Consider the following 24,521-nt stretch of genomic DNA (forward strand, 5'->3'; position numbering starts at 1 on the left):
AAATGAAAAAAGTAATGATGATGATTGCCATGCTGGCGCTTCCTTTCGCTATGCAGGCACAAACAAAGTTCCATGACGTAGAGGCCAATGGTGCAAAAGGTCCCGTCAAGTCGATTAGTACAAGTATGATGGGTATGACACGCACCATCGAGTTCACTGAAGACGGTCAAATGAAATCCTCTGAGATTTCCAACGTGGTGTATGATGAGAATGGTTATCTTCAGTCTGCCACGATGAGCATGCAAGGACAGTCCACAGACGTGAAGTACACATGGGAAGACGGTCGTGTAAAGAGCCAGACTATTAACATGATGGGACAGGACATCAAGACAACATCTAACTACGACGAAAATGGTGTTGTTACATCCGAAACAATTGATATGGGTGGTCAGAAAATGGAATCTCCGTATACTGACTATGAATTTGATGACCATGGGAACTGGATCAGCAGAAAGGCAAGCATGATGGGCCAGGAGATGGTAACCACACGTACTATCACATATTATCAATAACTGTATAGATAGTATTTTCATCTCATAAGAACGGAGATCCTAAATTCCATAGGTTCTCCGTTCTATTTGTATAAATATACTCTTTGAATACGGCCTGCTATGATAATATGAAAAGGCCATGGTTTTTAACAAATAACGGCAGTCTGATGTTTGGTGGTTTCGCAAAAACTTTGTACCTTTGCAAACGACTAAAAAAAGAAATCTCAAATCAACCCAATACATAATATGAAGAAAGAACTGAAGAAGGTACTTGTCCTCGGCTCAGGCGCCTTGAAAATCGGACAAGCAGGAGAATTTGACTACTCCGGTTCACAGGCACTGAAAGCACTCCGCGAAGAGGGGATTTCGTCTGTGCTCGTAAACCCCAATATCGCTACTATCCAAACAAGTGAAGGTATTGCTGATAAGGTATACTTCCAACCGGTAAATACCCATTTTGTAACTGAGATTATCAAAAAAGAACGTCCCGATGGTATTCTATTGGCATTCGGAGGCCAGACTGCCTTAAACTGTGGTACAGAACTCTATTTAAATGGCACACTTAAGGAGTACGGAGTTGAAGTTTTAGGTACAAGCGTCGAGGCCATCATGAATACTGAGGACCGCGACCTTTTTGTTAAAAAGCTGGCAGAAGTTAATCTGAAAGTACCTGTATCACATGCTGTAGAGTCGATGGAAGATGCCTTGAAGGCAGCTCACGAGATTGGTTTTCCGATCATGATTCGTTCTGCCTACGCGCTCGGCGGTCTTGGTTCGGGTATCTGTCCCGACGAGAAAAGGTTTATTGAACTGGCTGAGTCGGCCTTCACTTTCGCTCCCCAGATTTTGGTTGAGGAATCACTGAAGGGATGGAAAGAAATCGAGTTCGAGTGTATTCGTGATGCAAACGACCGTTGTTTCACTGTTGCCTCGATGGAGAACTTTGATCCCTTAGGCATTCACACGGGCGAATCAATTGTTGTAGCGCCGACATGTTCTTTAAAAGAAGAGCAGGTGAAGATGTTACAAGAAATTACCATTAAGTGTGTAAAACACCTTGGTATTGTTGGTGAATGTAATATTCAGTTCGCATTCAATGCAGAGACTAACGACTACCGTATCATTGAGATTAATGCTCGTCTGTCACGTTCTTCCGCTTTGGCTTCAAAGGCAACAGGCTATCCCCTCGCCTTTGTTGCTGCCAAGATAGCGCTCGGATATACACTTGACCAGATTGGTGAAATGGGTACGACCTCAAGTGCCTACGTTGCTCCGAGTCTTGATTATATGATTTGCAAGATTCCGCGTTGGGACCTTACTAAATTTGCCGGTGTAAGTCGTCAGATTGGTTCTTCGATGAAATCTGTCGGTGAAATCATGTCTATTGGACGTTCATTTGAGGAAATGATACAGAAAGGTCTCCGCATGATTGGACAAGGCATGCACGGCTTTGTCGGCAACGATCATACGAAGTTTGATAAACTTGAGGAGGAGTTGGCAAATCCAACTGATCTTCGTATCTTTGCTATCGCTCAGGCTCTTGAAGAAGGTTATGCTATAGAACGTATTGAAGAGCTCACAAAGATTGACGTCTGGTTCCTGGAGCGCCTGAAACATATCGTAGATTTAAAACAGGAACTTCAGAAATATAATAAACTTGAAGAGTTGCCTGATGAGTTGTTGCTAGAGGTAAAACGCTGTGGATTTAGCGATTTCCAGATTGCTCGTTTTGTTCTAAAATCAAAAGCAACAAATATGGAGAAGGAGAATCTGGAGGTACGTAAGTATCGTAAACAACGTGGTATTGTACCAAGTGTGAAGCGTATACCGACTGTTGCATCTGAGCACCCAGAGCTGACCAATTATCTCTATTTCACCTACACGCATATCCCTGCTTTCGGTAATCCCGAAGGTGAAAAATATGTTGCAGCACACGATATAAACTATTATTCTCATGAAAAGTCAGTAGTCGTGCTTGGATCGGGAGCCTATCGCATCGGTTCTTCCGTTGAGTTTGATTGGTGCTCGGTGAATGCCATCAATACCGCCCGTAAATTAGGTTATAAGTCAATAATGATCAACTATAACCCAGAGACCGTCTCAACCGACTACGACATGTGTGACCGTTTATATTTTGACGAACTGTCATTGGAGCGTGTACTTGATGTCATCGATTTGGAAACGCCTCGTGGCGTGATTGTCTCTGTTGGTGGACAAATACCCAATAACCTCGCCATGAAGTTACATCGTCAGGGTGTACCCGTATTAGGAACATCACCTGTAAATATCGATCGTGCAGAGAATCGTGATAAGTTCTCGGCTATGCTCGACAAATTGGGAATTGACCAGCCTGCATGGCAGGCCCTAACATCCTTCGACGACGTAAAAGGTTTTGTGGCTAAAGTAGGATATCCCGTATTAGTCCGTCCTTCTTATGTTCTCTCAGGTGCTGCGATGAACGTTTGTTACGACGAGGAAGAGTTACATCGATTCCTTAACATGGCCACGGAAGTTTCAAAGGAGTTCCCTGTGGTAGTTTCTAAGTTTATGACAGAGACTAAGGAGATAGAGTTCGATGCTGTTGCTGATAAAGGTGAGGTGATTGAATATGCCATCTCAGAACATGTTGAATATGCAGGTGTGCACTCTGGAGATGCTACAATGGTCTTCCCTGCTCAAAACATCTACTTCTCAACCATTCGACAGATTAAGAAGATTGCACGTAAGATAGCTGCCGAACTGAACATCAGCGGCCCGTTCAATATTCAGTTCTTGGCGAAGAATCGCGAAGTAAAGGTTATCGAATGTAATCTCCGCGCTTCTCGCTCGTTCCCGTTTGTATCGAAGATTCTTAAACGGAACTTTATTGAGACTGCCACAAAAATCATGCTTGATGCACCCTATCAGAAACCAGATAAGAGTGAGTTCGATATCGATAGAATCGGTGTAAAAGCATCGCAGTTCTCTTTCGCCCGTCTTCAAAATGCAGACCCGGTATTAGGTGTTGATATGAGTTCAACAGGTGAGGTTGGCTGCTTAGGAGATGACTTGAACGAGGCTCTTTTAAATAGCTTGATTGCAACAGGTTATAGTATTCCAAAGGAAGCTGTTCTTATATCTTCTGGTGGAGCAAAAGGAAAAGTCTCCCTGCTTGAGCCAGCTCAGCAATTAGCCAAGAAAGGTTATACAATATATGCGACTGCAGGAACAGCTAAGTTCTTTAACGACAATGGTGTGAAGGCCATAGCTGTGGCATGGCCCGACGAGGATGGCAACAATAACGTGATGGATCTTATCAGTCAGCACAAGGTTGGTCTTGTTATCAATGTCCCCAAAAACCATACTAGTCGCGAACTGACCAATGGTTATAAGATTCGTCGTGGCGCTATTGACCACAACATCCCCCTGATGACCAACGTTCGTTTGGCCAAAGCTTTCATCGAAGCTTTCACAGCCATGAACCTTGAGGATGTAAAGATAAAATCTTGGCAGGAGTATAACAATTAATATGCTCGACGAGTATAAAACGATCAAAAGCGAGGGCGAGGGCTACTACACTGATAAGCGTAGCAAGTTTCTCGCCTTCGCTCATCATGTTTCAACTGTCGATGAAATCAAGGAAATACTGGCGGGATATCGAAAAAAGTATTATGATGCCCGTCATGTGTGTTATGCATATATGCTTGGTCCTGAACGCACAGATTTCCGCGCAAACGATGATGGAGAACCTTCTTCGACTGCAGGTAAGCCTATTCTAGGACAGATTAACAGTCATGAACTTACTGACATTCTTGTTGTAGTAGTACGTTACTATGGCGGTGTAAACCTTGGCACAAGCGGGCTCATTGTTGCCTATCGAGAGGCGGCCTCCGACGCTATAGCCCACTCTGAGATCGTGACCCGTTTGGTCGAAGAGGTAATTACATATTCTTTTGCCTACCCATTAATGAACGAAGTAATGCGTATCGTTAAAGAGATGCAACCACGCATTATCTCGCAAACCTATGATAATACCTGTGAAATTAGACTTAGCATCCGTAAAAGTGAGGCAGAACAACTACAAAATAGACTGAATAAACTTTCTTTCGAATAATTTTGGTGGATTCAGATATTTGTAGTACCTTTGCATTCGCATTTGGAGAGTTGGCAGAGTGATCGATCGCGCTGGACTCGAAATCCGGTATACCCCTTTCGGGTATCGGGGGTTTGAATCCCTCACTCTCCGCATAAAAAAAGAAGGGAACCCGTGCGGTTCCCTTCTTCCATATTATAATTAGCTGAGTTTATGAATGACTAAGCCAGAACGAAGTTTCGGCTCAAACCATGTAGCCTTCGGCGGCATAATCTTTCCACTGTCGGCAATATCCATAATCTGTTGCATAGAGACAGGATAAAGTGCCAAAGCTGCACGCATCTCACCAGAATCTACACGACGTTTCAATTCTCCAAGACCACGCAGACCTCCCACAAAATCAATACGCTGAGATGAGCGCAAATCGCCAATGTTCAGAATCTCATCAAGAATCAATCGACTGGAAATGTCCACATCGAGAACTCCAATGGGGTCATTGTTGTCATATGTTCCTTCCTTTGCTTTCAGACTATACCAATGTTGGTCAAGATAAAGCGAGAACTCGTGCAACTGCTGAGGTTTATAAATCTCGATGCCCTTATCCTCAACCTCGAAGTTAACCTGCAGTGATGCGAGGAACTCTTCTGACGAAAGACCATTGAGGTCCTTCACAACCCGGTTGTAATCGAGAATAGTAAGTTGAGAAGCCTGGAAGCATACTGCCATGAAAAAATTATATTCTTCGGTTCCTTTATGATTGGCATTCTGTTTCTGTTTCTCTGCGCCAACAAGAGCAGCAGCAGCACTACGATGGTGTCCATCTGCGATATACAGAGAAGGCATTTTTGCGAACTCTTCGGTAATAATCTGAATATCCTTATCATCAGAGACAATCCAGAACTGATGACGGAAACCGTCGATGGGCGCAATGAAGTCGTACTCGGGCTCGGTAGCGGCATAGCGCATGATCAGATCATCGAGTACCTTGTTGTCGGGATAAGCGAAGAACACCGGTTCGATGTTGGCATTGTTCACACGCACATGCTTCATGCGGTCCTCCTCCTTGTCGCGGCGTGTCAGCTCGTGCTTCTTGATACGGCCGGCCATATAGTCATCGGTATGGGCGCATACCACAAGACCGTACTGCGTCTTGCCGTTCATGGTCTGGGCATATATATAATAATGTTCGTCAGCGTCCTGCACCAGCCAACCCTTGTCTTGGAACTTCTGGAAGTTCTCGGCGGCCTTCTCATAGACACGGGGATCATACTCTGAAGTGCCTACAGGGAAGTCGATTTCAGGCTTGATGATGTGATACAGACTCATCTCGTTGTCGCCGGCCTCTGCGCGTGCCTCTTCGGAATTAAGGACGTCGTAGGGGCGGCTTTCCACTTTCTCCACCAGTTCCTTGGGTGGACGGATACCTTTGAAAGGTTTGATAATTGCCATATTCTAATATTTATAATGAAGTTACTGATAGATAGGACTGCAAAATTACTCAAAAGTTCCGAATTCTCAAAATCTTCGGAATATTATTTGCCCACTTCACAAATAAATGGTATCTTTGCGGGAGATAAAACTATAAATATGACCCAAAAACATTTTGTATGAAGAAAACTCTACTATTACTGTGTGGCCTGGTGATGTGTTCGTATGCACAGGCCGCTGATTTCGAGACGGCCAAAGATGCCGTGAAGAACATGGGCGTGGGCTGGAATCTTGGCAACACCCTTGATGCAAATGACGCTTCGAAGACCTGGACGACCACGGCTGAGCATGAGACCTGCTGGGGACAGCCCGTTACAAAGCCTGAGCTCCTGAAGATGATGAAAGAGGCAGGATTCAGTGCCATCCGTGTGCCCGTGACCTGGTATCAGGAGATGGATAGCAACGGCAAGGTGAACGCCGCATGGATGAATCGCGTCAAAGAGGTGGTAGACTATGTGATCGACCAGGGCATGTACTGCATCCTCAATGTACATCACGATACAGGTGCGGACAGCAACACCTACAAGTCGTGGCTGAAGGCATCAGGCAACAACTACAACACGAACAAGGCAAAATACGAAGGTCTGTGGAAACAGATTGCCGAGACATTCAAGGACTATGACCAGAAGCTGCTCTTCGAGGCATTCAACGAGATGCTTGACGAGAAGAACACCTGGAACGAGCCTGTTGACAAGACGGATGGCTATAAGGCCATCAACGACTATGCCAAGAGTTTCGTGACCATCGTCCGTGCTACTGGTGGCAATAACAAGGATCGCAATCTGGTCGTGAACACCTACTCTGCCAGCAGCACCGGTGACGCCATGAAACAACTGGAGCTGCCAGAAGAAACAGGGCATATCATCTTCCAGTTGCACAGCTATCCTAACTGGACGAGTGAGAGCAATGCGAAGAATGAGATCGACAACCTGCTCAATAATATCAAGAAGAATCTGCTGAACAGGGCTCCTGTGATCATCGGAGAATATGCGACATTCACCACATGGCCTTCGAATATCGACTATTACAATACGGATCGTAAGGTGGCTCTCTATGCCATGGACTATCTCGTCAAGAAGGCCAAGGAGAATGGTGTCGGGACCTTCTACTGGATGGGACTCTCAGATGGCACCTACCGCACCCTACCCGCTTTCCATCAAGCTGATCTCGCCCAGACCCTCATCAAGGCCTACTATGGCAGTACCGACGGTTATAAGTATCCCACGCCTGATGACTATCAGACGGTATATACCATCAACTATAACAGTCAGTGGGGAGAGCTGTTTCTCTATGGCGGATGGAACAATACCACCTCGTTCAAACTGAGCGACTACAAGAGTATTCGCGTGGAATTAGACAACGACTATTCTGACAAGCTACAGATCAAGGTGTATGGTGACATCATTGGCAAAAACGACGACGGTAGCGCCAAGCACAATGAACAGTACATTGCTCTGCAGGCTGGTTCCGCCACCTCGACACTCGACTTCGACGCCACCAAACTGGGATCAAGCGTCTATCGCATCACACTCCAGGCGCTTGAAGGAACAGCCCTGACAGCCAAATTGAATGATGTGAAACTGATTAAGACGGATGATACGGAGGTTTCCGGATCAGTAACCGTAGGTTGGGGATGTACCGTCAGCTCAGAGTCTACCCCTAAGACCACCGCCATCCAAGGCATCCGGTTCCAAAAGGCCGAGGCCGACGATGCCATCTACAACCTCCATGGCCAGCGTGTCTCGAATCCTCGGAAAGGAATATATATCCAAAACGGACGAAAGGTCGTGATGAAATAAAAAAAAGCCTCCCGGTTTGGGAGGCTTCTTTATTTAGGAGTGTTTTTACTTGTTCACCTGGAACTTCGTATCGCCATCCTTGAAGAAGGCATTGATCTGCTTGGCGGCAGCGATACCGGCATTGATGTTTGCCTCGGCTGTCTGAGCACCCATCTTCTTCGGGGTTGAGAAATAACGCCCCTCGAACTTCGCGAACTCGTCGTTGGCATCGGGCATGATGTCGGTAACGAACTTCAGATCCTCGCGCTCGGCCATCAGTTTGATCAGCTCGGGCTCGTTGATCACTTCCTTACGGGCTGTGTTCACAAGGATACCACCCTTCTTCATCTTACCCACCAGAGCGTAGTTGATGCTCTGCTTGGTCTCAGGGGTAGCGGGGATATGCAGTGAGACAACATCACAGGTCTCGAAGAGAGCGTCCTGATTAGCAACGGCGTGAACACCGGCCTTCTCGATCACCTCTGCAGGACAGAAAGCATCGAAGGCATAGACATCCATACCGAAGCCCTTGGCGATGCGGGCTACATTGCGGCCTACATTTCCGAAAGCAAGGATACCGAGTTTCTTGCCCAGCAGCTCTGAACCGCTCTTACCGTTGTAGAATCCACGAACGGCCATCACGAGCAGACCGAACACGAGCTCGGCTACGGCATTGGCATTCTGACCCGGCGTGTTCTCGGCAACCACATTGTGGGCCGTGGCGGCAGCGAGGTCGATGTTATCGTAACCAGCACCGGCACGAACCACGATCTTCAGCTGCTTGGCGGCGTCGAGTACCTCGGCGTCGACCTTGTCAGAACGGATAATCAGCGCGTCGGCATCCTTAACGGCGTCGAGCAACTGAGCCTTCTCTGTATATTTCTCGAGCAGCGCCAACTCATGGCCGGCTGCCTCTACTTCTGCCTTGATCCCATTGACAGCGGCTGCTGCGAATGGTTTCTCTGTTGCAACTAATACTTTCATAACTGTAAACTGTCAACAATTAATGATTGGCCTCGAACTCCTTCATGCAGGCAACAAGCGCATTGCATCCCTCAATGGTCTGTGCATTATAGCAAGAAGCACGGAAGCCGCCTACCGAGCGGTGACCCTTTACGCCGACCATACCCTTAGAAACTGCGAAGTCAAGGAAGTCCTTCTCGAGCTCCTTGTACTCTGGAGCCATCACGAAGCAGAGGTTCATCAGTGAACGGTCCTCTTCCTTGGCTGTACCGACGAAGCACTTGTTGCGGTCGATCTCGCCGTATACGATCTCAGCACGCTGCTTAGCCAATTTGTCCATAGCTTCTACACCACCTTGTTTCTTAATCCAACGGAGGTTCTCAAGAGCAGAATAGATAGGCACTACAGGCGGTGTGTTAAACATCGAGCCTTTATCTACGTGTGTACGATAGTCGAGCATTGTAGGAATCTCACGCGGAGCTTTGCCCAGAGCATCATCCTTAACAATCACGATTGTGACACCAGCCATGGCCAGATTTTTTTGAGCACCAGCATAGATAGCATCATACTTAGCTACGTCAACAGGACGGCTAAATATATCCGATGACATATCAGCAATCAGACGAACGGGAACATCAAGATCCTTGCGGATCTCTGTACCGTAAATGGTGTTGTTGGTTGTGATATGCAGATAGTCGGCATCAGCAGGTACGCTCCAGTCCTTAGGGATGAACGTATAGTTCGCATCAGCTGAAGAAGCCACCTCAACGACCTCACCAAACAACTTAGCCTCCTTCATGGCTTTCTTGGCCCAAACACCAGTGTTCAGGTAAGCGGCCTTCTTGATCAGGAAGTTGTAAGGAATCATACAGAACTCAAGACTGGCACCACCGCCAAGGAAGATAACGGAGTAGCCCTCGGGAACATCAAGCAGTTCCTTAACCAGAGCCACAGCCTCATCAACGACAGGCTGAAAGTCCTTTGCACGGTGGCTGATCTCCATCAGAGAGAGACCAGAGCCATTGAAATCGAGACACTGTTTAGCGGTGTTCTCGATGACCTCACGGGGAAGCATCGAGGGACCAGCATTAAAGTTGTACTTCTTCATTTTGATTCTTATTTTTATTGGTTTAACTAATTCGTTTTTGAAAAACGCTGCGAAATTACACTTTTTATTTTATTCTGCCAAATATTTGAGCAGAAATTCACGAAAATATAACTTTTTCTTTCATTTTGTCAAGTCGGCTTGCCAAATATTCAATATCATACTGCAAATTTACTGAATAATTTTCTAATATAGTGCGGATTAAAATGTTTTTTTCGTATCTTTGCATTCGTTATGACTCACAAGAAACATCAGATCATCATTTGTCTTGCTTCTAACGAGAATCAGGAACAAAATTTAAAGGCTGCTAGGGAACAGTTGTCTCTGTTACTGAGCGATCTGCATTTTACATCAGAACAATGGACCGAACCTATCCACTCCATTTGCCCGGCTCCTTATCTGAATCAACTCTGCAAGGCTAAAACCGATTTCAGTTTGAACCTTACAAATGAAGTGCTAAAGGAGATTGAGAAGAGACAAGGACGAACACATAATGAGGATGGAATTGTAACCATCGACTTGGATCTTTTACAATATGACGATGAGCTTTTGCACATTCGGGATTGGGAAAGAGACTATGTAAAGAATCTAATTAGCGAATTATGAGAAAATTATTGTTAATCAGTATATTATATCTAAACTTCTTGTCATTATTCTCGCAAGATTTTGATCAGTACTTTGAAGATCGCACTCTCCGACTTGACTATACTTTCTCGGGTGATCATCAAAACCAGAGTATTTATGTGGATGAATTGATTTCGCTACCTCGGTGGTATGGGAAGCGCCAGCATTTGTCGGAGGTTCCACTACGTGGGAATGGACAAATTATCGTTCGTATACATGGACGTGAGGATATTATCTATCGTCATTCTTTCTCAAGTCTTTTTCAAGAGTGGCTGTCAACTGCAGAATCAAAGACGACAAAGAAATCTTTTGAGAATGTATTCCTCATTCCTTTTCCTAAAGATTCCATCGATATCACTATAGAACTTAGAGACTATCATGACAGAATCAACGCTACCATGACACACACTGTTGATCCTCATGATATTTTAATTCGAAGAGCAGGTGAACGGCAGATTACGCCGCATATCACACTGCAACAAGCGGCAGACACCACACGATGTATTCATGTAGCTTATGTCGCAGAGGGATATCAACCCCATGAGATGAGCGTTTTCATCGAAGATTGCAAAAATGCGATGAATGCTCTTTTTACGCATGATCCTTTTAAACAGATGCAGGATCGTTTCAATATGGTGGCCGTGATGTCACCATCTGAAGAAAGCGGGGTCAGTGAACCAAGCAAAGGTATATGGCGGAATACAATCCTCGGTGCCCATTTTGACACGTTCTATAGTGAACGCTACCTGACAACACTGCATTTGAAAAAACTGAACGACATTTTGGCTGGCATACCCTATGAACATATAATTGTTTTGGTTAACGGACAACGTTACGGAGGCGGTGGAATCTACAATTCTTATACACTTACTGATGCACACGGACCTTTTTTCAGACCTGTTGTCGTCCATGAGTTTGGACACTCATTCGGAGGTTTAGGCGATGAGTATCCTTACGGAGAAGATGATCCCATGTATTTCTATGATACAGAGCCATGGGAACCCAACCTGACGACTCAGAATAATTTCCATGGAAAATGGGAAAAACTTGTTCAGGAAGGGAAAGCTGGACTCATTGAAGGAGGCGGATACCTGACAAAAGGTGTGTGGCGTGGCTTTGAGAACTGTCGTATGCGTACAAATGAAGAGCCGGAGTTTTGTCTAGTATGCCAACAAGCTCTTATTCGCCTGATTGATTTCTACACGAAATAGAGGCTTTGTTTATGGCGTGGATGTCATAGGAGTATTACAATGTTTGGAGTTTAATGCCAAGTGATAAGCCAATGATATCTTTCAGTGGGACATCATGATCCATGATCTTGGAACGGATATAAAGGTCGCATGTACTGATTTCGTAAAACAAGGAGATGCTTTTGCAGCCTTTACGTTTTTCCAACGGAATTTGTCTGGTGAAGCGTTGGCCAAGCGCGATGTTCAGACGGAACTTCGTCGACATAAATTCATAGTACTTGTCCGGATAACGTCCTGGCTGCGTTTTCCAGAATTCATGTCCATATACGGTATTCAAATAAATGCTGGCAGTCAACGGCTCGATACTGTAGCCTTTATATAGAGTCAAACTCCATGGAATATAGTTTTCTTTAACAGTCATCGTCAACTTACCTCGAGAGGTCTGATGCCTTGGTATGTATCCGATCATACAATCCGTCTCCCACTGTTTCCGATTACCATAATTCCACCCAAACCCCATAGAGGCTATCCCCATATTTCCAGCATTCTGAATGACAAACTGGGTTGGAATCATATTTGCCCATCGCTTGCGATACCGATAGACACGCCTTTCATACTTGCTTTCACGATTCTGCTGTACTATGATACTGTCATCTGCCATGATATCAACAGCAGTAAGCAATAGAAATATGCTAAAAAGATATCTGTTCCATCTCATAGCCGTCGGGAGTAAAGGTAAAAATGCGATAGCGTCGATGTTTTGCGCAATCAATACCATAGAACAGAAGACCATCATCATAGATGTCGTCGACCAGATCGTTGTGGTTATGCCCATATACACAACATATCAGGCCAGGAAAGAAATCGAGATAGCGTCGGAAAGCTTTACACACGTTGTTATTGAATTGATCGCTATAAGGAGGTGCATGCATAACAAGTATCGTCCTGTCAAAACGTTCCCGATCCATCTCCATTTCAGTTTCCATATAATCAAAATTCGGGACCGCAGCAATGTAATCATATTCAGTAGCATTTGTGTTTAGACATACGAACTTGATACGTCCCGCAATAAACGAGAAATCCATACTACCATACATCTTCATATACGCCTGATCACCAGTACCAAGAAAATCATGGTTGCCGATAAGTCCGACATATGGCACATGCAAATCACCGAGAATATCACGTATCCACTCATACTCCATGGCCGTTCCGGTATCCGTCAGATCGCCACAATGAATAACGAAATCGATGTCTCGACGATTATTCAAGTCAAGTATTTCGTCTTTTGTATCTGAATACCATCCATGCGTGTCACTAATAAAGGCAACGCGTAATGTATCCTTGTCTGCAAATTCATTTTCAATTCTTGTTATCTGTTTGGCATTGATGTCTGTCTCCCCATGAAAATTCACATCATAGGGATGTATGTCAAACAAATCGCCACATGCATATATAAACAGTAGCGAGACTGACATTGTCACATACATATACCGCTTCATCCTTGCTGAACCATTAATTATTATCAGAACTCATAGCCGAGATTAATATAGAAATATGGTTCCTTTGTTTTATTGGAATAGCCCAATGTTACACCTATGGGCCCCAGCATTGTATTATAATAATAGGCTGCTTGACAACCGAGCATCATCTTACTATCAGGAATATCTTTTATGACAGCTGCATGCTGGGCTGTAGTAAGACGCAATAGAAGATAATGATCACTACCAAGACTTTGCTGAGCCTGCAGTTGTGCTGCTACGACAAATGGACGTGTATATTCCACATAACCAACCCCTACGAACGGCATCTGTTGTTCTAGGTAGTGCCCGAACCATTCTCCTCCCATAACATTGGCAAAGACAACGGGAACGATAGAACCAAAGAGGAGTCTTCCATATACCATCGGCTGAACAGTAAAGTGCTCACTCAAGGCAAAAGACATTCGCCAGTTGGCATTCACGTCACTCATACCAGGCTTACCTTCAAGCTTCGTGAAGTTGTCTGTCAAATATGCATACTCCGCCTTGAAACGGGCACCACGCGTGGGGAAATGCCAACTATTCTCCGAGTTGTACTTGATTTGCGCACGATAACTGATATAACTGCTATTTTCCAACAACAGTTCTTGAGAATTAATAGCATCCGCTACTAGTTTGTCTTGATAATGCAGATAGTCCCAGCGTATAGACATCCGGACATTAAAATTCCGAACATTCAAGTTAACAGGAGAGAATTCTGCCTGATGTTGATTGTATACGACACTATAGTCACGATCACCTTTATAATATATATTTACATCATTTCTATGAAAGGAATATGATATGGCAGGACGTGTAAAACTACGAGGATGGAATGTGAGTTCTGCACGTCCCATCATTCGCTTTCCTAACCGTAATGTGAATTCGGCATTCATCGGCAGAGAAGTCTTTAAGGGGAAGTCGGCTCCTAGTTGTACAGCGGCATATTCCTCTGTATCAAAACGAAATCCCGCATTGACCTGACTAGTCTTACGGTTGCCGGCCGTAAGAATAAGTTGATATCCATCACCGTTGGGTACCGTTCTTGACTTAGCGTTCTGGTAGAACAAGTCCATTCTCATAGCTGTGGTTATCTGTTCCTGTTTGCGAACATCGATACTATCACCTTCTTTCAGTTGGAACTTTTCCCGTAAGAAGCGCTCGTCTTGTTGGGTCATATTCTCAAATTCATATGCTATTATCTTTATTTTCTCGGACATGACCGCAGGTCGTAACGGAGTAAGTCGAGGTGGAGCATATGTCTTGTCAATGCCAATCTGATCCTTAAGCGTCATAAGTTCATCCCAATGTTTCATGGCCTCCTCTTCGCCTCGCCTGATCAACGTATCAATGGCATTTGCCGAAAAACTGGCGGCCCCATAGCCCGTCGTATTCACACGAATAGGCACATCTGTCATCGCCAGATTCTCATCATACTTGTTTTTACAGTTAACGTCAACGATCTGACTCAAGATACTCATTGTTCCACCTAAGTCTTCTGCAGTTCTCGGAGCCCCCTGTACAGTTACGCCGATAATGATATCAGCCCCCATCTCTCGGGCTATATCCGCAGGATAATTGTTACGTAGTCCACCATCCACCAACACATGATCACCCTTTCGAACAGGTGAGAACACGGCAGGAATCGCCATAGAGGCCCGCATGGCTTGAGGTAAACAACCGCTATGAAAATCGTATTCCGTATTATCGACAATGTCTGTTGCAACACAGGCAAAAGGGATGGGAAGGTCATGGGAGAAATCTATAGAATCTGTATATCCCGTACATAATTTCCAAAATAGTTCCGCCAGATTTTTCCCTTTGATGATTCCGCCATCATTCTCATTACGCTTGCCAATAGTCAACCCCCTTGAGATTACATAGGTATTCTGCTTTTCCCGATCTGCCAGACTTTGCTGTGCTAAATCTTCCTTATCAGTAATCACATAACTCCAGTCTTGGTTACGAACAATTGAGTCAAGCACATCTGCATTATACCCGATAGCGTACAATCCCCCTACAATACTCCCCATGGAAGTGCCACAGACTATATCCACAGGGATTCCTGCGCGCTCAATCACCTTCAGGGCCCCTATATGAGCCATACCTTTTGCACCGCCGCCACTTAACACCACAGCGACCTTCTTCCTGTCTGCCACATCCTGACATAAAACCTTTGTTACAAGAAAGAACGCTACCAATATAATAACAAATCTCCTCATACCAAAAATAGATATTAATCGCCACAAAGATATGAAATAATGATGAAATGTCTAAGCTTTTTGGATAAAAAGATATAAATTTGCAGTCTAAAATGTTGTCTTTAATTCTCATGGCAGATAATATTATTGAAATCAGTTCTCTGTCACATCCTGGTGTGGATATATTTGGGACACTGACAGAGGCACAACTAAGAAACAAGATGGAGACTGCAAACGGACTTTTTATAGCGGAGAGTCCGAAGGTAATCCATGTGGCTTTGAGTGCAGGTTATCAACCGACTGCCCTATTGTGCGAGCGGAAGCATATTACAGGAGACGCTAAAGATATTATAAAAGACTGCGGTAACATTCCTGTTTACACAGGAGAACGAGAACTATTAAGTAGGCTAACAGGCTATACACTGACACGAGGTGTTCTATGCGCCATGCAAAGACCACGTCCTATTCCAATCGTAGAGGCTTGTAAAGATGCTAAAAGAATTGTTGTTATCGACGGCGTGGTTGATACGACAAATATCGGAGCCATTTTTCGCTCGGCAGCAGCATTAGGTATAGATGCCGTCCTGCTGACTCGCAATAGTTGTGATCCATTAAATCGCAGAGCTATCCGTGTGTCGATGGGAAGTGTGTTCTTAGTACCATGGACATGGCTTGATTCTTATACCCAACTGAGAGAACTCGGCTTCAAAACTGCCGCCATGGCTCTTACAGAAAATTCTGTAAACGTTGACTCTCCCCTATTAAGGGATATTGAAAAACTGGCAATCATAATGGGAACAGAGGGGGACGGACTTCCCTATCAAACAATACAAAATTCTGATTATGTTGTAAGGATACCCATGTCCCATCAGGTCGACTCTCTGAATGTAGCCGCAGCCGCGGCTGTCGCCTTTTGGGAACTACGTAACAGATAAGAAGACAGCCTTATTTCTTTGGTGCATCCTCACCTTCTTTCGGGAAACTGGCGACATGTCTCATCTCACGCAATATACGAGATTGACGTCTAAGCATATAGGAAGAAGGGGATTTACTGGAAAAACGACGGGGATTAGGGAGCGTTGCAGCCACGAGCGCACATTGTGCTCGCGAGAGATGAAGAGCGTCAGTATGAAAATGTTCCGTCGCTACAGCTTCAGCTCCATATATACCGTCTCCCATCTCAATTGAATTTAAATACACTTCCATAATACGTTGTTTTGACCACATTAACTCTATCAAACCCGTAAAGTATACTTCAAGACCTTTACGGATCCAAGAGCGACCGGGCCATAAGAATACATTTTTTGCAGTCTGTTGAGAAATTGTAGAAGCACCTAGCCTACGTTTCTCAGGATGCTCCATATTCCGTTTGACAGCATGCTCTATGGCTTTATAGTCAAAGCCGTGATGAGATAGGAAATTTGCGTCTTCGCTGGCAATGACTGCCACAGGAAGACTCGGAGAGATTTTCTCTATAGATACCCAATGATGGGCAAGTTTCAACTTTTTCCCCTCTGCGATCTGCTGATAACAGCGAATAAACATCAAAGGGGTAAAATATACAGGGATAAAACGAAGCGCCACCACCGCAAGAATAGTGGAGCCGAAAAAGGCTACCAATACCCAGCGTATGATGGCGCGAATTTTATGTACAATCAGCTGCATTCGAAGTTATTGAGCAGCCTGCTGTGCCTCCTGAATCATCTTCTGAGAAGCATACAGATAAACCTCAACACGACGATTCTGTGCCTGACCTTCCTTGGTGGCGTTAGAAGCAACAGGATTAGCTTCGCCAAATCCCTGCACACTCTTAATCTGGGAAGCAGGAACAGTCAGACCAATCAGATACGAGCTAACGGCACTTGCACGATCCAATGAAAGAGCCTGATTCTTTTGGGCGCTCTGCTCTGCTGTAGATCCCTTCCAACCCTGATTGTCGGTATATCCCTGGATGGCGATATCACAATCAGCATTATCCTTTAATACATTAGCGAACTGTGCAAGCGAAGACTTTGCTGTAGCAGAGAGATCAGCTTTACCTGTGCTGAACAAGATACCAGAATCAAAAGTCACCTTTACGGCCTCAAGACCATTGGCATCGGTCACTGCTTCAACCTGAGCATTCTGAACGGCTTCAGCCTCTTTCTTGGCTTTATCCATCTTATGACCAATGATAGCTCCGGCTCCAGCACCCACAGCACCACCAACGGCAGCGCCAATAGCAGTATTGCCTGCAATCTTACCAACGATGGCACCAAGTACTGCACCGCCTCCTGCACCAATAGCAGTTCCTTTAGCGGTATTACTAATGTTACATCCAGCCAGCACCATTACAGCGCAAAGGCCGACAGCAATTGACTTTAAACTTTTCATAATCTACCTTTTTAAAATTGTTAAACGACTATATTTGAGTGCAAAGATAAGAATTTATTTATATAATGCATATCAAATTCATATTTTTTTAGTAATTTTGCACGCAAATTAGGTTTAAGGACAAAAAAACAATGGCCAAAGAATTAAAAGAATTAACAAAACGTGCGGAGAATTACAGCCAATGGTTCAACGACCTTGTCGTGAAAGCTGATATGGCAGAACAGTCTGCCGTGCGTGGGTGTATGGTTATCAAGCCTTACGGCTATGCCATTTGGGAGAAGATGCAGCAGCAATTGGATAAGATGTTCAAGGAGACCGGCGCTCAAAATGCCTACTTCCCCTTGTTGATTCCCAAATCGTTCCTCTCGAAAGAGGCTGAACACGTAGAGGGGTTCGCCAAAGAATGTGCTGTCGTGACACACTATCGTCTGCGTGCAAAAGAGGACAAAAGCGGTGTGGAGGTCGATCCTGCGGCTAAATTGGAAGAAGAACTGATTGTACGTCCAACATCAGAGACAATTATTTGGAACACATACAAGAATTGGATTCACTCCTGGCGTGACCTGCCACTGATGTGCAATCAATGGTGTAATGTCATGCGTTGGGAGATGCGTACCCGTCCGTTCCTCCGTACCTCTGAGTTCTTGTGGCAAGAAGGACATACAGCCCATGCTACCCGTGAAGAAGCTGAAGAGGAAGCACAGAAGATGCTGAAAGTATATGCCAAGTTTGCAGAAGAATGGATGGCAGTTCCCGTTATCCAAGGAGTGAAAAGTGAGACAGAGCGTTTCGCAGGCGCTCTTGACACCTATACTATTGAGGCAATGATGCAGGACGGCAAGGCCTTGCAGTCTGGGACGTCGCACTTCTTAGGACAGAACTTCGCGAAGGCTTTCGAGGTAACATACCTCAACAAAGACAACAAACCTGAATATGTTTGGGCCACATCATGGGGTGTTTCTACCCGACTCATCGGTGCCCTTATCATGACACATTCTGATGATAATGGTCTGGTACTTCCGCCAAGACTCGCGCCAATCCAGGTTGTCATCGTCCCCATCTCCAAAGGTGATGATTTGCAGCATATCACGGAGCGACTGACTCCCGTAATCGAAGCATTACGAAAAGCCGGTATCACTGTGAAATATGACGATGCAGACAATAAACGCCCAGGCTTCAAATTCGCCGATTATGAGTTGAAGGGAGTACCCGTACGTCTCGTCATGGGCGCTCGTGATCTAGAGAATGGCACCATTGAGGTAATGCGTCGCGATACGCTTGAGAAGGAGACTCGTCCTATTGAGGGAATCGTAGAATATGTGGAGCAGTTGTTGGAGGACATCCAGAAGAATATCTTTGAAAAGGCTAAGGCCTACCGTGATGCTCGCATCTATGAGTGCGAGAACTACGAGGAGTTCAAAGAAAAAGTAAAAGACGGAGGTTTCTTCCTCTGCCATTGGGATGGTACAGCTGAGACCGAAGCTAAGATAAAGGAAGAGACACAGGCCACAATCCGTTGCGTGCCCTTTGGCGTAGAACAGACGCCTGGCGTAGATATGGTCAGCGGTAAACCATCAAAGGCACGTGTAATTATAGCCAGAAGCTATTAAGCATTACCCCCACTTCATTATATCCATGTAAAAAGGGAACCTTCTCAGGCTCCCTTTTTTTGAACCATCCGCATTATAAAATCTTATACTGCGCATGGAGGTTGAATTTTACCTGTCTCTCGACAAATAATACTCAGTTTATTAACCTTAATAATCTAATACCATGAAAAACACAATGCAAATATAGTAAAGATTTTCATTCGTGTGATCTAAACAATATCTGCACGAAATCATATTTAACTTTTATTTAATTTATCTTCGTTCCATTTAAGGATATTTTGCAGCCTGATCCTTTCGACACGTTGACGTTGCTCCTGATTCAATGGTATATGCCTCTTTGTAATACACTGCCATTCAGGTGTATAAATACGAACAGAACTCTCTCCATATATAGAGTCTGTCATAAATGTTTCAATAACGACTACAATCTGGTTGATGGTGTCTACAGGTTCGTCAAGTCGCATCAGCAACATGTCAACTTTTAGGGCATCATTCATCTTAATAGACAAACTATCTTCTGTCAAAGCTGTCATCTCACTAATGCCACCCAGTTGGTTCCTCACCTCAGCTTTCATTCCTGACTCCAAGAAGTCGATAAAATCAAGCCGGTTATTGACAGACAGGTATGGCATAATAGAATCCGGCATCAACTTAAAGACATCCGTTATACACGTTTTCTGTGCATATACATGCCCTGTCGCAAGCACCATCAAGGCCGCAATCATCCATCTTTTCATCCTCTACTCGGTCTCAAGTCCTTTACTCGTACGGCCTTACCTTCGCTCTGAGGCAGAGAACCTTTCTTGACAAGTTTAACCACAGGTGTTAGAAGAATCTCATCTTTCAGAGCACGTTGAATATCCTTCATCATCTTCTGCATTTCAGGATATATATCAGTTTGCAATCCATCGAGTTCAACCTCTACCGTCATCACATCATTATCATCAATAGTCTCAAGGGTAATTAAATAGTTTGAACCGAGCCCGGGATATTGCACGAGGATCTTCTCTACCTGCATTGGGAACACATTGACACCCTTAATAATAAACATATCGTCTGTACGTCCTTTGATACGGTCGATACGACGATGCGTACGTCCACACTTACAAGGTTCAGCGATGATACGGGTCAGGTCACGAGTACGATAACGCAGAATAGGCATCATGTTGCGGTCTAGGGTCGTAAGTACCATCTCTCCCATTTCACCATCGGGCACAGGTTCCAACGTGTCAGGGTCAACGATCTCAACGATATAATTATCTTCCCATAAATGCATACCATCCTGATACTTACACTCAAAGGCCACGCCTGGACCGTTCATCTCCGTCATTCCAAAAGAGTTGTAGGCTTTGACACCTAGCATACGTTCAATACGACGACGCTGTTCCTCGGTATGAGGTTCGGCACCGATGCAGAGCGTGCGCAGTTTGGTGGTGGCAGGATCTACGCCTTCCTCTTTGAACACCTCAGCTAAACGGATGGCATATGAAGGTATCGCGTGAAGACAAGTTGTTCCAAAGTCCTTAATAAACTTGATCTGACGCTTGGAGTTACCTGCAGCTGCAGGAACTGTCATAGCACCCAGCCATTCTGCTCCATACTGGAAGCCCAATCCTCCGGTAAACATACCATAACCAGATGAGTTCTGGAACACATCGCTCTTACGACAGCCCACCATATAGAGGTTACGGGCTATCATGTTAGCCCATGAGCAGATATCGTGCTCTGAATATAGAACAACACAGGGATTACCTGTCGTACCACTGGTAGAGTGAATACGAACGGCATCATCCATATTACCGCCGACAAGTCCGAAGGGATAGTTATCACGCAGATCCTGCTTCGTGGTGAAAGGTATCTTGCGCAAGTCGTCGAGACTGTTAATCGAATCGGCTGTAACTCCTACTTCGCCTAAGCGTTTCTTATAAAAAGGCGATTTTAGACAGACATTAATCGTTTCTTTCAGTTTTTTAACTTGCAACTGTCTTAGCTGCTCTCGTGGCATCGTTTCAATCTCCGGTTGCCAATACTCCCCATCTGGTTTGATGGTGGACATAATCTTTTCGTCAGTCATTTTTGTTCGGTTTATTGTTGTAATATTTGTTGTCCTAGATGCATTGTCATCACGGCAGACAGTCCTGCTGTTTCTGTGCGTAGACGACTTTTCCCCAAGTCTACGGACTGAAAGCCTGCGTCAACCGCCTGTTTAACCTCATCAACAGAAAAATCGCCCTCCGGTCCTACTAATACCGTCACATCCTCTGTGTCATGAGATTTTTGCAACTCATCAAACAGGTTGGTCCGAGGAATCTCCTCGTAACAATGTGCAATATATCGTCGACCTTCACGATGCCCTTCAAGAAACTGTTTGAATGAGGTCATCTCATTCAGTAGCGGTTTCCATGCCTTATGGCTCTGTTTAACCGCAGATATGACGATTTTATCAAGGCGTTGTATCTTTATCATTCTACGCTCAGAGAACTGGCAGTTCAGGAATGATATCTCATCAATTCCTACCTCAGTCACCTTTTCAACCATCCATTCCATTCGTTCCATCATCTTTGTTGGAGCGATAGCCAAATGAAGATGTCCCTTCCATTGAGGTTCTTGCAGGATTCTCTCCTCTACCTCATAATAGCAATGGTGTGATGCAGCCATTGTCACCTTAGCACGATAAAAGGAACCTGCACCATCCATCAGGAACATCTCATCTCCTTCTTTCAGGCGCAACACACGTACCGCATGCATAGCCTCCTCTGCAGGTAACTCTGTCTGTTGTCCTGCATCTGGGACATAGAAAAATCTCACTTCCTTCATCGTGCTCTTACTTAGTGTGTCTTTTCCGGATGGAAGACGATAGCGAACGAGACGGCTACTATTAATGCAAAAGCGGAGAAAATAAACCAACAAGCGGTCCAATCTCCTTGTAAGAAGCCGTTCTCCCAAGAGCAATAGTGATTAACAATCTCTCCGGCTGCCAATGTGCCAACTGTTGCTCCAACACCATTGGTCATCATCATAAACAGACCTTGTGCCGATGCTTTTACAGACGGTTCACACTCTTGATCCACAAAAATACCACCCGATACATTGAAGAAGTCGAAGGCCACCCCATACACAATACATGAGAGAATAAACATAATTACTCCAGGCATGGCAGGATTACCTATTCCGAAGAAACCGAAGCGGAATACCCATGCAAACATGGACATCAACATCACAATCTTGATTCCGTATCTTTTCAAGAAGAAAGGTATCATCAATATACATAGTGCTTCACTAATCTGAGAGATGGATGTTAACAGTGTTGCGTTATTGGCCGCAAACGAAGATGCAACGGCGATATCTGAACTACCTTTAAAACTCGTGATAAATGGACCTGCATAACCATTGGTTACCTGCAGACACATTCCCAACAAAGCTGAGAACACAAAGAACATCGCCATTCTGCTATTCTTGAACAGCTTAAAAGCATTAAGTCCTAAGGTCTCTGACAGAGATACACCTTGTTTCTTCTCCAGTTTGCACTCTGGTAAAGTAAAGCAATAGAGACATAACACAATGCTTAAGATACCAGAGACAAAGAACTGCATATAGGTATACTGGAACTTATGGGAATTATCTGCAAGTGTCATGAAGAAGGAGCCGTTCTCCCAGACTGCACAGTTGACAAACCACATTGTTATGATAAAACCGACCGTCCCCAGAACACGAATGGGCGGAAAGTCTTTCACCGTGTCAAGTCCGTTGTTCTTTAAGATCGTGAAAGCAGACGTGTTTGACAATGCGATGGTAGGCATGAAGAAAGCCACACTTAGCGTATAGAGGGTAATAAAGGTCGACTTGTCTGTCAGCTCCTGACCGAAACCTGCCTGTAATCCCATCCACCAGCATCCCAGCATAAATGCTCCTGCCACCAGATGACAGAGTCCTAACAATCGCTGTGGCTGGATATATTTATCTGCAATAATACCCATCAGAGTAGGCATAAAGATGCTGACAATACCTTGAATAGCATAAAACCAGGAGATCTTATCTCCCAATCCTGCTACTCCCAGATAGTTTCCCATGCATGTCAAATAGGCACCCCATACGGCAAACTCCAGGAAGTTCATAAGTGCCAAACGGATTTTCAGGTTCATATCTCTTTATTTTCTAGTTATTGGTTTTAAATCTGTTTTTACAGGCTCGTTCTTCTTGTTCAAGGAAATCGATCGTTCTCCGAGTTTACGAGCCCGTCTTTCTATCGTATCAACGTCATGCTTCAACGTGTCGCTCTGTCCTTCCACGTCCTTATCATTATTCGGCATAGTCTGATGGGAACTTTGCTGATGATGGAATCTGATAAGTTGGATGTAGTCAATAAACAGCAGACACATGTCATTAGTTTGATCTGTACTCTGACGAGGAGGCATATAGAAGAAGCCTTTTATCTCCTTTACATTCTTATCACAAGCAGGAATACGCACAGAGGATCTTCCCTGTGAAGAGAAAGTCTGCTGCTGGAAGGCGACACTGTCATTCTCGTATATCACAGACAGATAGGCTGTCATACTTTTCGAACCACTCTGTACCAGGAAACTCGCGTTATATGACAACATAAAACTGTCTCCACGGTGAAAGGACGAGTCTGCTTTCAAAGCGAACTGCATAACATGACACGGCGCTTGAGGGAATAGCATCAAATGACGCTTACCGTTCCAGATGTCCATCGTGTCCCCCGTCTGGGACAGACTCATATAGCGTTCCACTTCACTGACAGGTGCACCGAGTTCCGATGCCTGATCGTTAAGTCTTTTTTGCACTCTGTCATAGATCTTTACAAAACGGTCAGCACGTGTATAATAATAGACCAAAGAGGAATCAAACTCAGCCTGCGTCACTCCGTGTTTCTTCAGGACTGCCTGATATATCAACTCTCGTTGGTAGTCTATTCCCTCAGAGTCATCATGATCATATGCCATATTCTGCCCAATATAATAGTCATATAGGAGATCCTCCATCTCGTCAGGCTGAATATACCGAGAAGGAACACCAGGCTTGCAGGCAGACAAAAGCCCTGTCAGCACCACCATTGTGACCAGATGTACGACTCCACGCTTCATG

The 24,521-nt window shown here is 44.7% G+C and carries 21 protein-coding genes and 1 tRNA gene; 9 read left to right on the forward strand and 13 right to left on the reverse strand.

The window, feature by feature from the left end:
* The first annotated feature begins 2 nt into the window (after positions 1-2).
* The 4 genes from BLU99_RS01475 (at position 3) to BLU99_RS01490 (ending at position 4,716) form a co-directional block, all read left to right on the forward strand.
* On the forward strand, positions 3-512 hold the full coding sequence (locus BLU99_RS01475; protein ID WP_143065686.1) for a hypothetical protein: 510 nt from the start codon (positions 3-5) through the stop codon (positions 510-512).
* A gap of 225 nt (positions 513-737) precedes the next feature.
* Positions 738-3,998 carry a carbamoyl-phosphate synthase (glutamine-hydrolyzing) large subunit gene (gene carB / locus BLU99_RS01480; RefSeq protein ID WP_091899400.1) on the forward strand — a complete coding sequence of 1,087 codons (3,261 nt, stop codon included), beginning with the start codon at positions 738-740 and terminating at the stop codon, positions 3,996-3,998.
* Position 3,999: 1 nt separating this feature from the next.
* The gene (locus BLU99_RS01485; RefSeq protein ID WP_091899401.1) at positions 4,000-4,584 is read left to right on the forward strand and encodes an IMPACT family protein; all 585 of its coding nucleotides are present in this window, start codon (positions 4,000-4,002) and stop codon (positions 4,582-4,584) included.
* 44 nt (positions 4,585-4,628) lie between these two features.
* A tRNA-Ser gene (locus tag BLU99_RS01490) sits at positions 4,629-4,716 on the forward strand.
* 48 nt (positions 4,717-4,764) lie between these two features.
* On the opposite strand, the gene BLU99_RS01495 is transcribed toward BLU99_RS01490, so the two are convergent.
* The gene (locus BLU99_RS01495; protein WP_091899402.1) at positions 4,765-6,012 is read right to left on the reverse strand and encodes a DUF1015 domain-containing protein; all 1,248 of its coding nucleotides are present in this window, start codon (positions 6,010-6,012) and stop codon (positions 4,765-4,767) included.
* 158 nt (positions 6,013-6,170) lie between these two features.
* Here BLU99_RS01495 and BLU99_RS01500 point away from each other — a divergent pair, with 158 nt between their 5' ends.
* Positions 6,171-7,850 carry a glycoside hydrolase family 5 protein gene (locus BLU99_RS01500; RefSeq protein WP_091899403.1) on the forward strand — a complete coding sequence of 560 codons (1,680 nt, stop codon included), beginning with the start codon at positions 6,171-6,173 and terminating at the stop codon, positions 7,848-7,850.
* Between the two features lie 45 nt (positions 7,851-7,895).
* On the opposite strand, the gene BLU99_RS01505 is transcribed toward BLU99_RS01500, so the two are convergent.
* Both BLU99_RS01505 and serC read right to left on the reverse strand, forming a co-directional pair.
* Positions 7,896-8,813: an NAD(P)-dependent oxidoreductase gene (locus BLU99_RS01505; RefSeq protein WP_091899404.1), complete on the reverse strand. Its 918-nt coding sequence runs from the start codon at positions 8,811-8,813 to the stop codon at positions 7,896-7,898.
* Between the two features lie 19 nt (positions 8,814-8,832).
* Positions 8,833-9,900 (reverse strand): 3-phosphoserine/phosphohydroxythreonine transaminase, encoded by a 1,068-nt coding sequence (gene serC, locus BLU99_RS01510; RefSeq protein WP_091899405.1) that lies wholly within the window; start codon positions 9,898-9,900, stop codon positions 8,833-8,835.
* 231 nt (positions 9,901-10,131) lie between these two features.
* Between serC and BLU99_RS01515 the strand changes: the two genes are divergently transcribed.
* Complete coding sequence (locus BLU99_RS01515) at positions 10,132-10,503, forward strand: 2-amino-4-hydroxy-6-hydroxymethyldihydropteridine diphosphokinase (protein WP_091899406.1); 372 nt, start codon at positions 10,132-10,134, stop codon at positions 10,501-10,503.
* A complete protein-coding gene (locus tag BLU99_RS01520; protein WP_091899407.1) occupies positions 10,500-11,732 on the forward strand; it encodes a M64 family metallopeptidase in 1,233 nt (410 codons plus the stop codon). Before BLU99_RS01515 ends, BLU99_RS01520 begins: the two co-directional genes overlap by 4 nt.
* Before the next feature lie 34 nt (positions 11,733-11,766).
* Here the strand turns inward: BLU99_RS01520 and BLU99_RS01525 are convergent, their stop codons facing one another.
* From BLU99_RS01525 to BLU99_RS01535, 3 genes are all read right to left on the reverse strand, one after another.
* Positions 11,767-12,246: a hypothetical protein gene (locus BLU99_RS01525; RefSeq protein ID WP_144006068.1), complete on the reverse strand. Its 480-nt coding sequence runs from the start codon at positions 12,244-12,246 to the stop codon at positions 11,767-11,769.
* A gap of 157 nt (positions 12,247-12,403) precedes the next feature.
* Positions 12,404-13,213, reverse strand: a complete 810-nt coding sequence (locus BLU99_RS01530; RefSeq protein ID WP_091899409.1) for a metallophosphoesterase family protein — start codon at positions 13,211-13,213, stop codon at positions 12,404-12,406.
* A 23-nt stretch (positions 13,214-13,236) separates the two neighbouring features.
* A complete protein-coding gene (locus BLU99_RS01535; RefSeq protein WP_369807685.1) occupies positions 13,237-15,390 on the reverse strand; it encodes a patatin-like phospholipase family protein in 2,154 nt (717 codons plus the stop codon).
* Positions 15,391-15,563: 173 nt separating this feature from the next.
* On the opposite strand from BLU99_RS01535, the gene BLU99_RS01540 reads away from it, so the two are divergent.
* A complete protein-coding gene (locus BLU99_RS01540) occupies positions 15,564-16,367 on the forward strand; it encodes a TrmH family RNA methyltransferase (protein ID WP_091899411.1) in 804 nt (267 codons plus the stop codon).
* Positions 16,368-16,377: 10 nt separating this feature from the next.
* On the opposite strand, the gene mtgA is transcribed toward BLU99_RS01540, so the two are convergent.
* Positions 16,378-17,097 carry a monofunctional biosynthetic peptidoglycan transglycosylase gene (gene mtgA, locus BLU99_RS01545; protein WP_091899412.1) on the reverse strand — a complete coding sequence of 240 codons (720 nt, stop codon included), beginning with the start codon at positions 17,095-17,097 and terminating at the stop codon, positions 16,378-16,380.
* Between the two features lie 6 nt (positions 17,098-17,103).
* A complete protein-coding gene (locus tag BLU99_RS01550) occupies positions 17,104-17,805 on the reverse strand; it encodes a YiaD family glycine zipper/OmpA-like lipoprotein (RefSeq protein ID WP_091899413.1) in 702 nt (233 codons plus the stop codon).
* Positions 17,806-17,936: 131 nt separating this feature from the next.
* On the opposite strand from BLU99_RS01550, the gene proS reads away from it, so the two are divergent.
* Positions 17,937-19,415, forward strand: coding sequence for a proline--tRNA ligase (gene proS, locus BLU99_RS01555; RefSeq protein WP_091899414.1), 1,479 nt, complete (start codon positions 17,937-17,939; stop codon positions 19,413-19,415).
* Positions 19,416-19,651: 236 nt separating this feature from the next.
* On the opposite strand, the gene BLU99_RS01560 is transcribed toward proS, so the two are convergent.
* Genes BLU99_RS01560 through BLU99_RS01580 form a run of 5 tightly spaced genes read right to left on the reverse strand, consistent with a single transcriptional unit; the run spans position 19,652 to position 24,520 of the window.
* Positions 19,652-20,152, reverse strand: coding sequence for a DUF3256 family protein (locus tag BLU99_RS01560; protein ID WP_091899415.1), 501 nt, complete (start codon positions 20,150-20,152; stop codon positions 19,652-19,654).
* Complete coding sequence (locus BLU99_RS01565; RefSeq protein WP_091899915.1) at positions 20,149-21,471, reverse strand: phenylacetate--CoA ligase family protein; 1,323 nt, start codon at positions 21,469-21,471, stop codon at positions 20,149-20,151. The genes BLU99_RS01560 and BLU99_RS01565 overlap by 4 nt, the downstream gene beginning before the upstream one ends.
* Before the next feature lie 29 nt (positions 21,472-21,500).
* Complete coding sequence (locus tag BLU99_RS01570; RefSeq protein ID WP_091899416.1) at positions 21,501-22,232, reverse strand: 16S rRNA (uracil(1498)-N(3))-methyltransferase; 732 nt, start codon at positions 22,230-22,232, stop codon at positions 21,501-21,503.
* 11 nt (positions 22,233-22,243) lie between these two features.
* Positions 22,244-23,557, reverse strand: coding sequence for an MFS transporter (locus BLU99_RS01575; RefSeq protein ID WP_091899417.1), 1,314 nt, complete (start codon positions 23,555-23,557; stop codon positions 22,244-22,246).
* 6 nt (positions 23,558-23,563) lie between these two features.
* A complete protein-coding gene (locus BLU99_RS01580; RefSeq protein ID WP_091899418.1) occupies positions 23,564-24,520 on the reverse strand; it encodes a DUF4296 domain-containing protein in 957 nt (318 codons plus the stop codon).
* Position 24,521 lies beyond the last annotated feature (1 nt).

The organism is Prevotella sp. lc2012, assembly GCF_900107065.1.
Classification (GTDB): Bacteria; Bacteroidota; Bacteroidia; order Bacteroidales; family Bacteroidaceae; genus Prevotella.

What these genes read in the sequence shown, in the direction of transcription:
- BLU99_RS01475 (WP_143065686.1), top strand. Translation starts at nt 3, where the DNA reads ATGAAAAAAGTAATGATGATGATTGCCATGCTGGCGCTTCCTTTCGCT.
- carB (WP_091899400.1), top strand. Translation starts at nt 738, where the DNA reads ATGAAGAAAGAACTGAAGAAGGTACTTGTCCTCGGCTCAGGCGCCTTG.
- BLU99_RS01485 (WP_091899401.1), top strand. Translation starts at nt 4,000, where the DNA reads ATGCTCGACGAGTATAAAACGATCAAAAGCGAGGGCGAGGGCTACTAC.
- BLU99_RS01495 (WP_091899402.1), bottom strand. Translation starts at nt 6,012, where the DNA reads ATGGCAATTATCAAACCTTTCAAAGGTATCCGTCCACCCAAGGAACTG.
- BLU99_RS01500 (WP_091899403.1), top strand. Translation starts at nt 6,171, where the DNA reads ATGAAGAAAACTCTACTATTACTGTGTGGCCTGGTGATGTGTTCGTAT.
- BLU99_RS01505 (WP_091899404.1), bottom strand. Translation starts at nt 8,813, where the DNA reads ATGAAAGTATTAGTTGCAACAGAGAAACCATTCGCAGCAGCCGCTGTC.
- serC (WP_091899405.1), bottom strand. Translation starts at nt 9,900, where the DNA reads ATGAAGAAGTACAACTTTAATGCTGGTCCCTCGATGCTTCCCCGTGAG.
- BLU99_RS01515 (WP_091899406.1), top strand. Translation starts at nt 10,132, where the DNA reads ATGACTCACAAGAAACATCAGATCATCATTTGTCTTGCTTCTAACGAG.
- BLU99_RS01520 (WP_091899407.1), top strand. Translation starts at nt 10,500, where the DNA reads ATGAGAAAATTATTGTTAATCAGTATATTATATCTAAACTTCTTGTCA.
- BLU99_RS01525 (WP_144006068.1), bottom strand. Translation starts at nt 12,246, where the DNA reads ATGGGGATAGCCTCTATGGGGTTTGGGTGGAATTATGGTAATCGGAAA.
- BLU99_RS01530 (WP_091899409.1), bottom strand. Translation starts at nt 13,213, where the DNA reads ATGAAGCGGTATATGTATGTGACAATGTCAGTCTCGCTACTGTTTATA.
- BLU99_RS01540 (WP_091899411.1), top strand. Translation starts at nt 15,564, where the DNA reads ATGGCAGATAATATTATTGAAATCAGTTCTCTGTCACATCCTGGTGTG.
- mtgA (WP_091899412.1), bottom strand. Translation starts at nt 17,097, where the DNA reads ATGCAGCTGATTGTACATAAAATTCGCGCCATCATACGCTGGGTATTG.
- BLU99_RS01550 (WP_091899413.1), bottom strand. Translation starts at nt 17,805, where the DNA reads ATGAAAAGTTTAAAGTCAATTGCTGTCGGCCTTTGCGCTGTAATGGTG.
- proS (WP_091899414.1), top strand. Translation starts at nt 17,937, where the DNA reads ATGGCCAAAGAATTAAAAGAATTAACAAAACGTGCGGAGAATTACAGC.
- BLU99_RS01560 (WP_091899415.1), bottom strand. Translation starts at nt 20,152, where the DNA reads ATGAAAAGATGGATGATTGCGGCCTTGATGGTGCTTGCGACAGGGCAT.
- BLU99_RS01565 (WP_091899915.1), bottom strand. Translation starts at nt 21,471, where the DNA reads ATGTCCACCATCAAACCAGATGGGGAGTATTGGCAACCGGAGATTGAA.
- BLU99_RS01570 (WP_091899416.1), bottom strand. Translation starts at nt 22,232, where the DNA reads ATGAAGGAAGTGAGATTTTTCTATGTCCCAGATGCAGGACAACAGACA.
- BLU99_RS01575 (WP_091899417.1), bottom strand. Translation starts at nt 23,557, where the DNA reads ATGAACCTGAAAATCCGTTTGGCACTTATGAACTTCCTGGAGTTTGCC.
- BLU99_RS01580 (WP_091899418.1), bottom strand. Translation starts at nt 24,520, where the DNA reads ATGAAGCGTGGAGTCGTACATCTGGTCACAATGGTGGTGCTGACAGGG.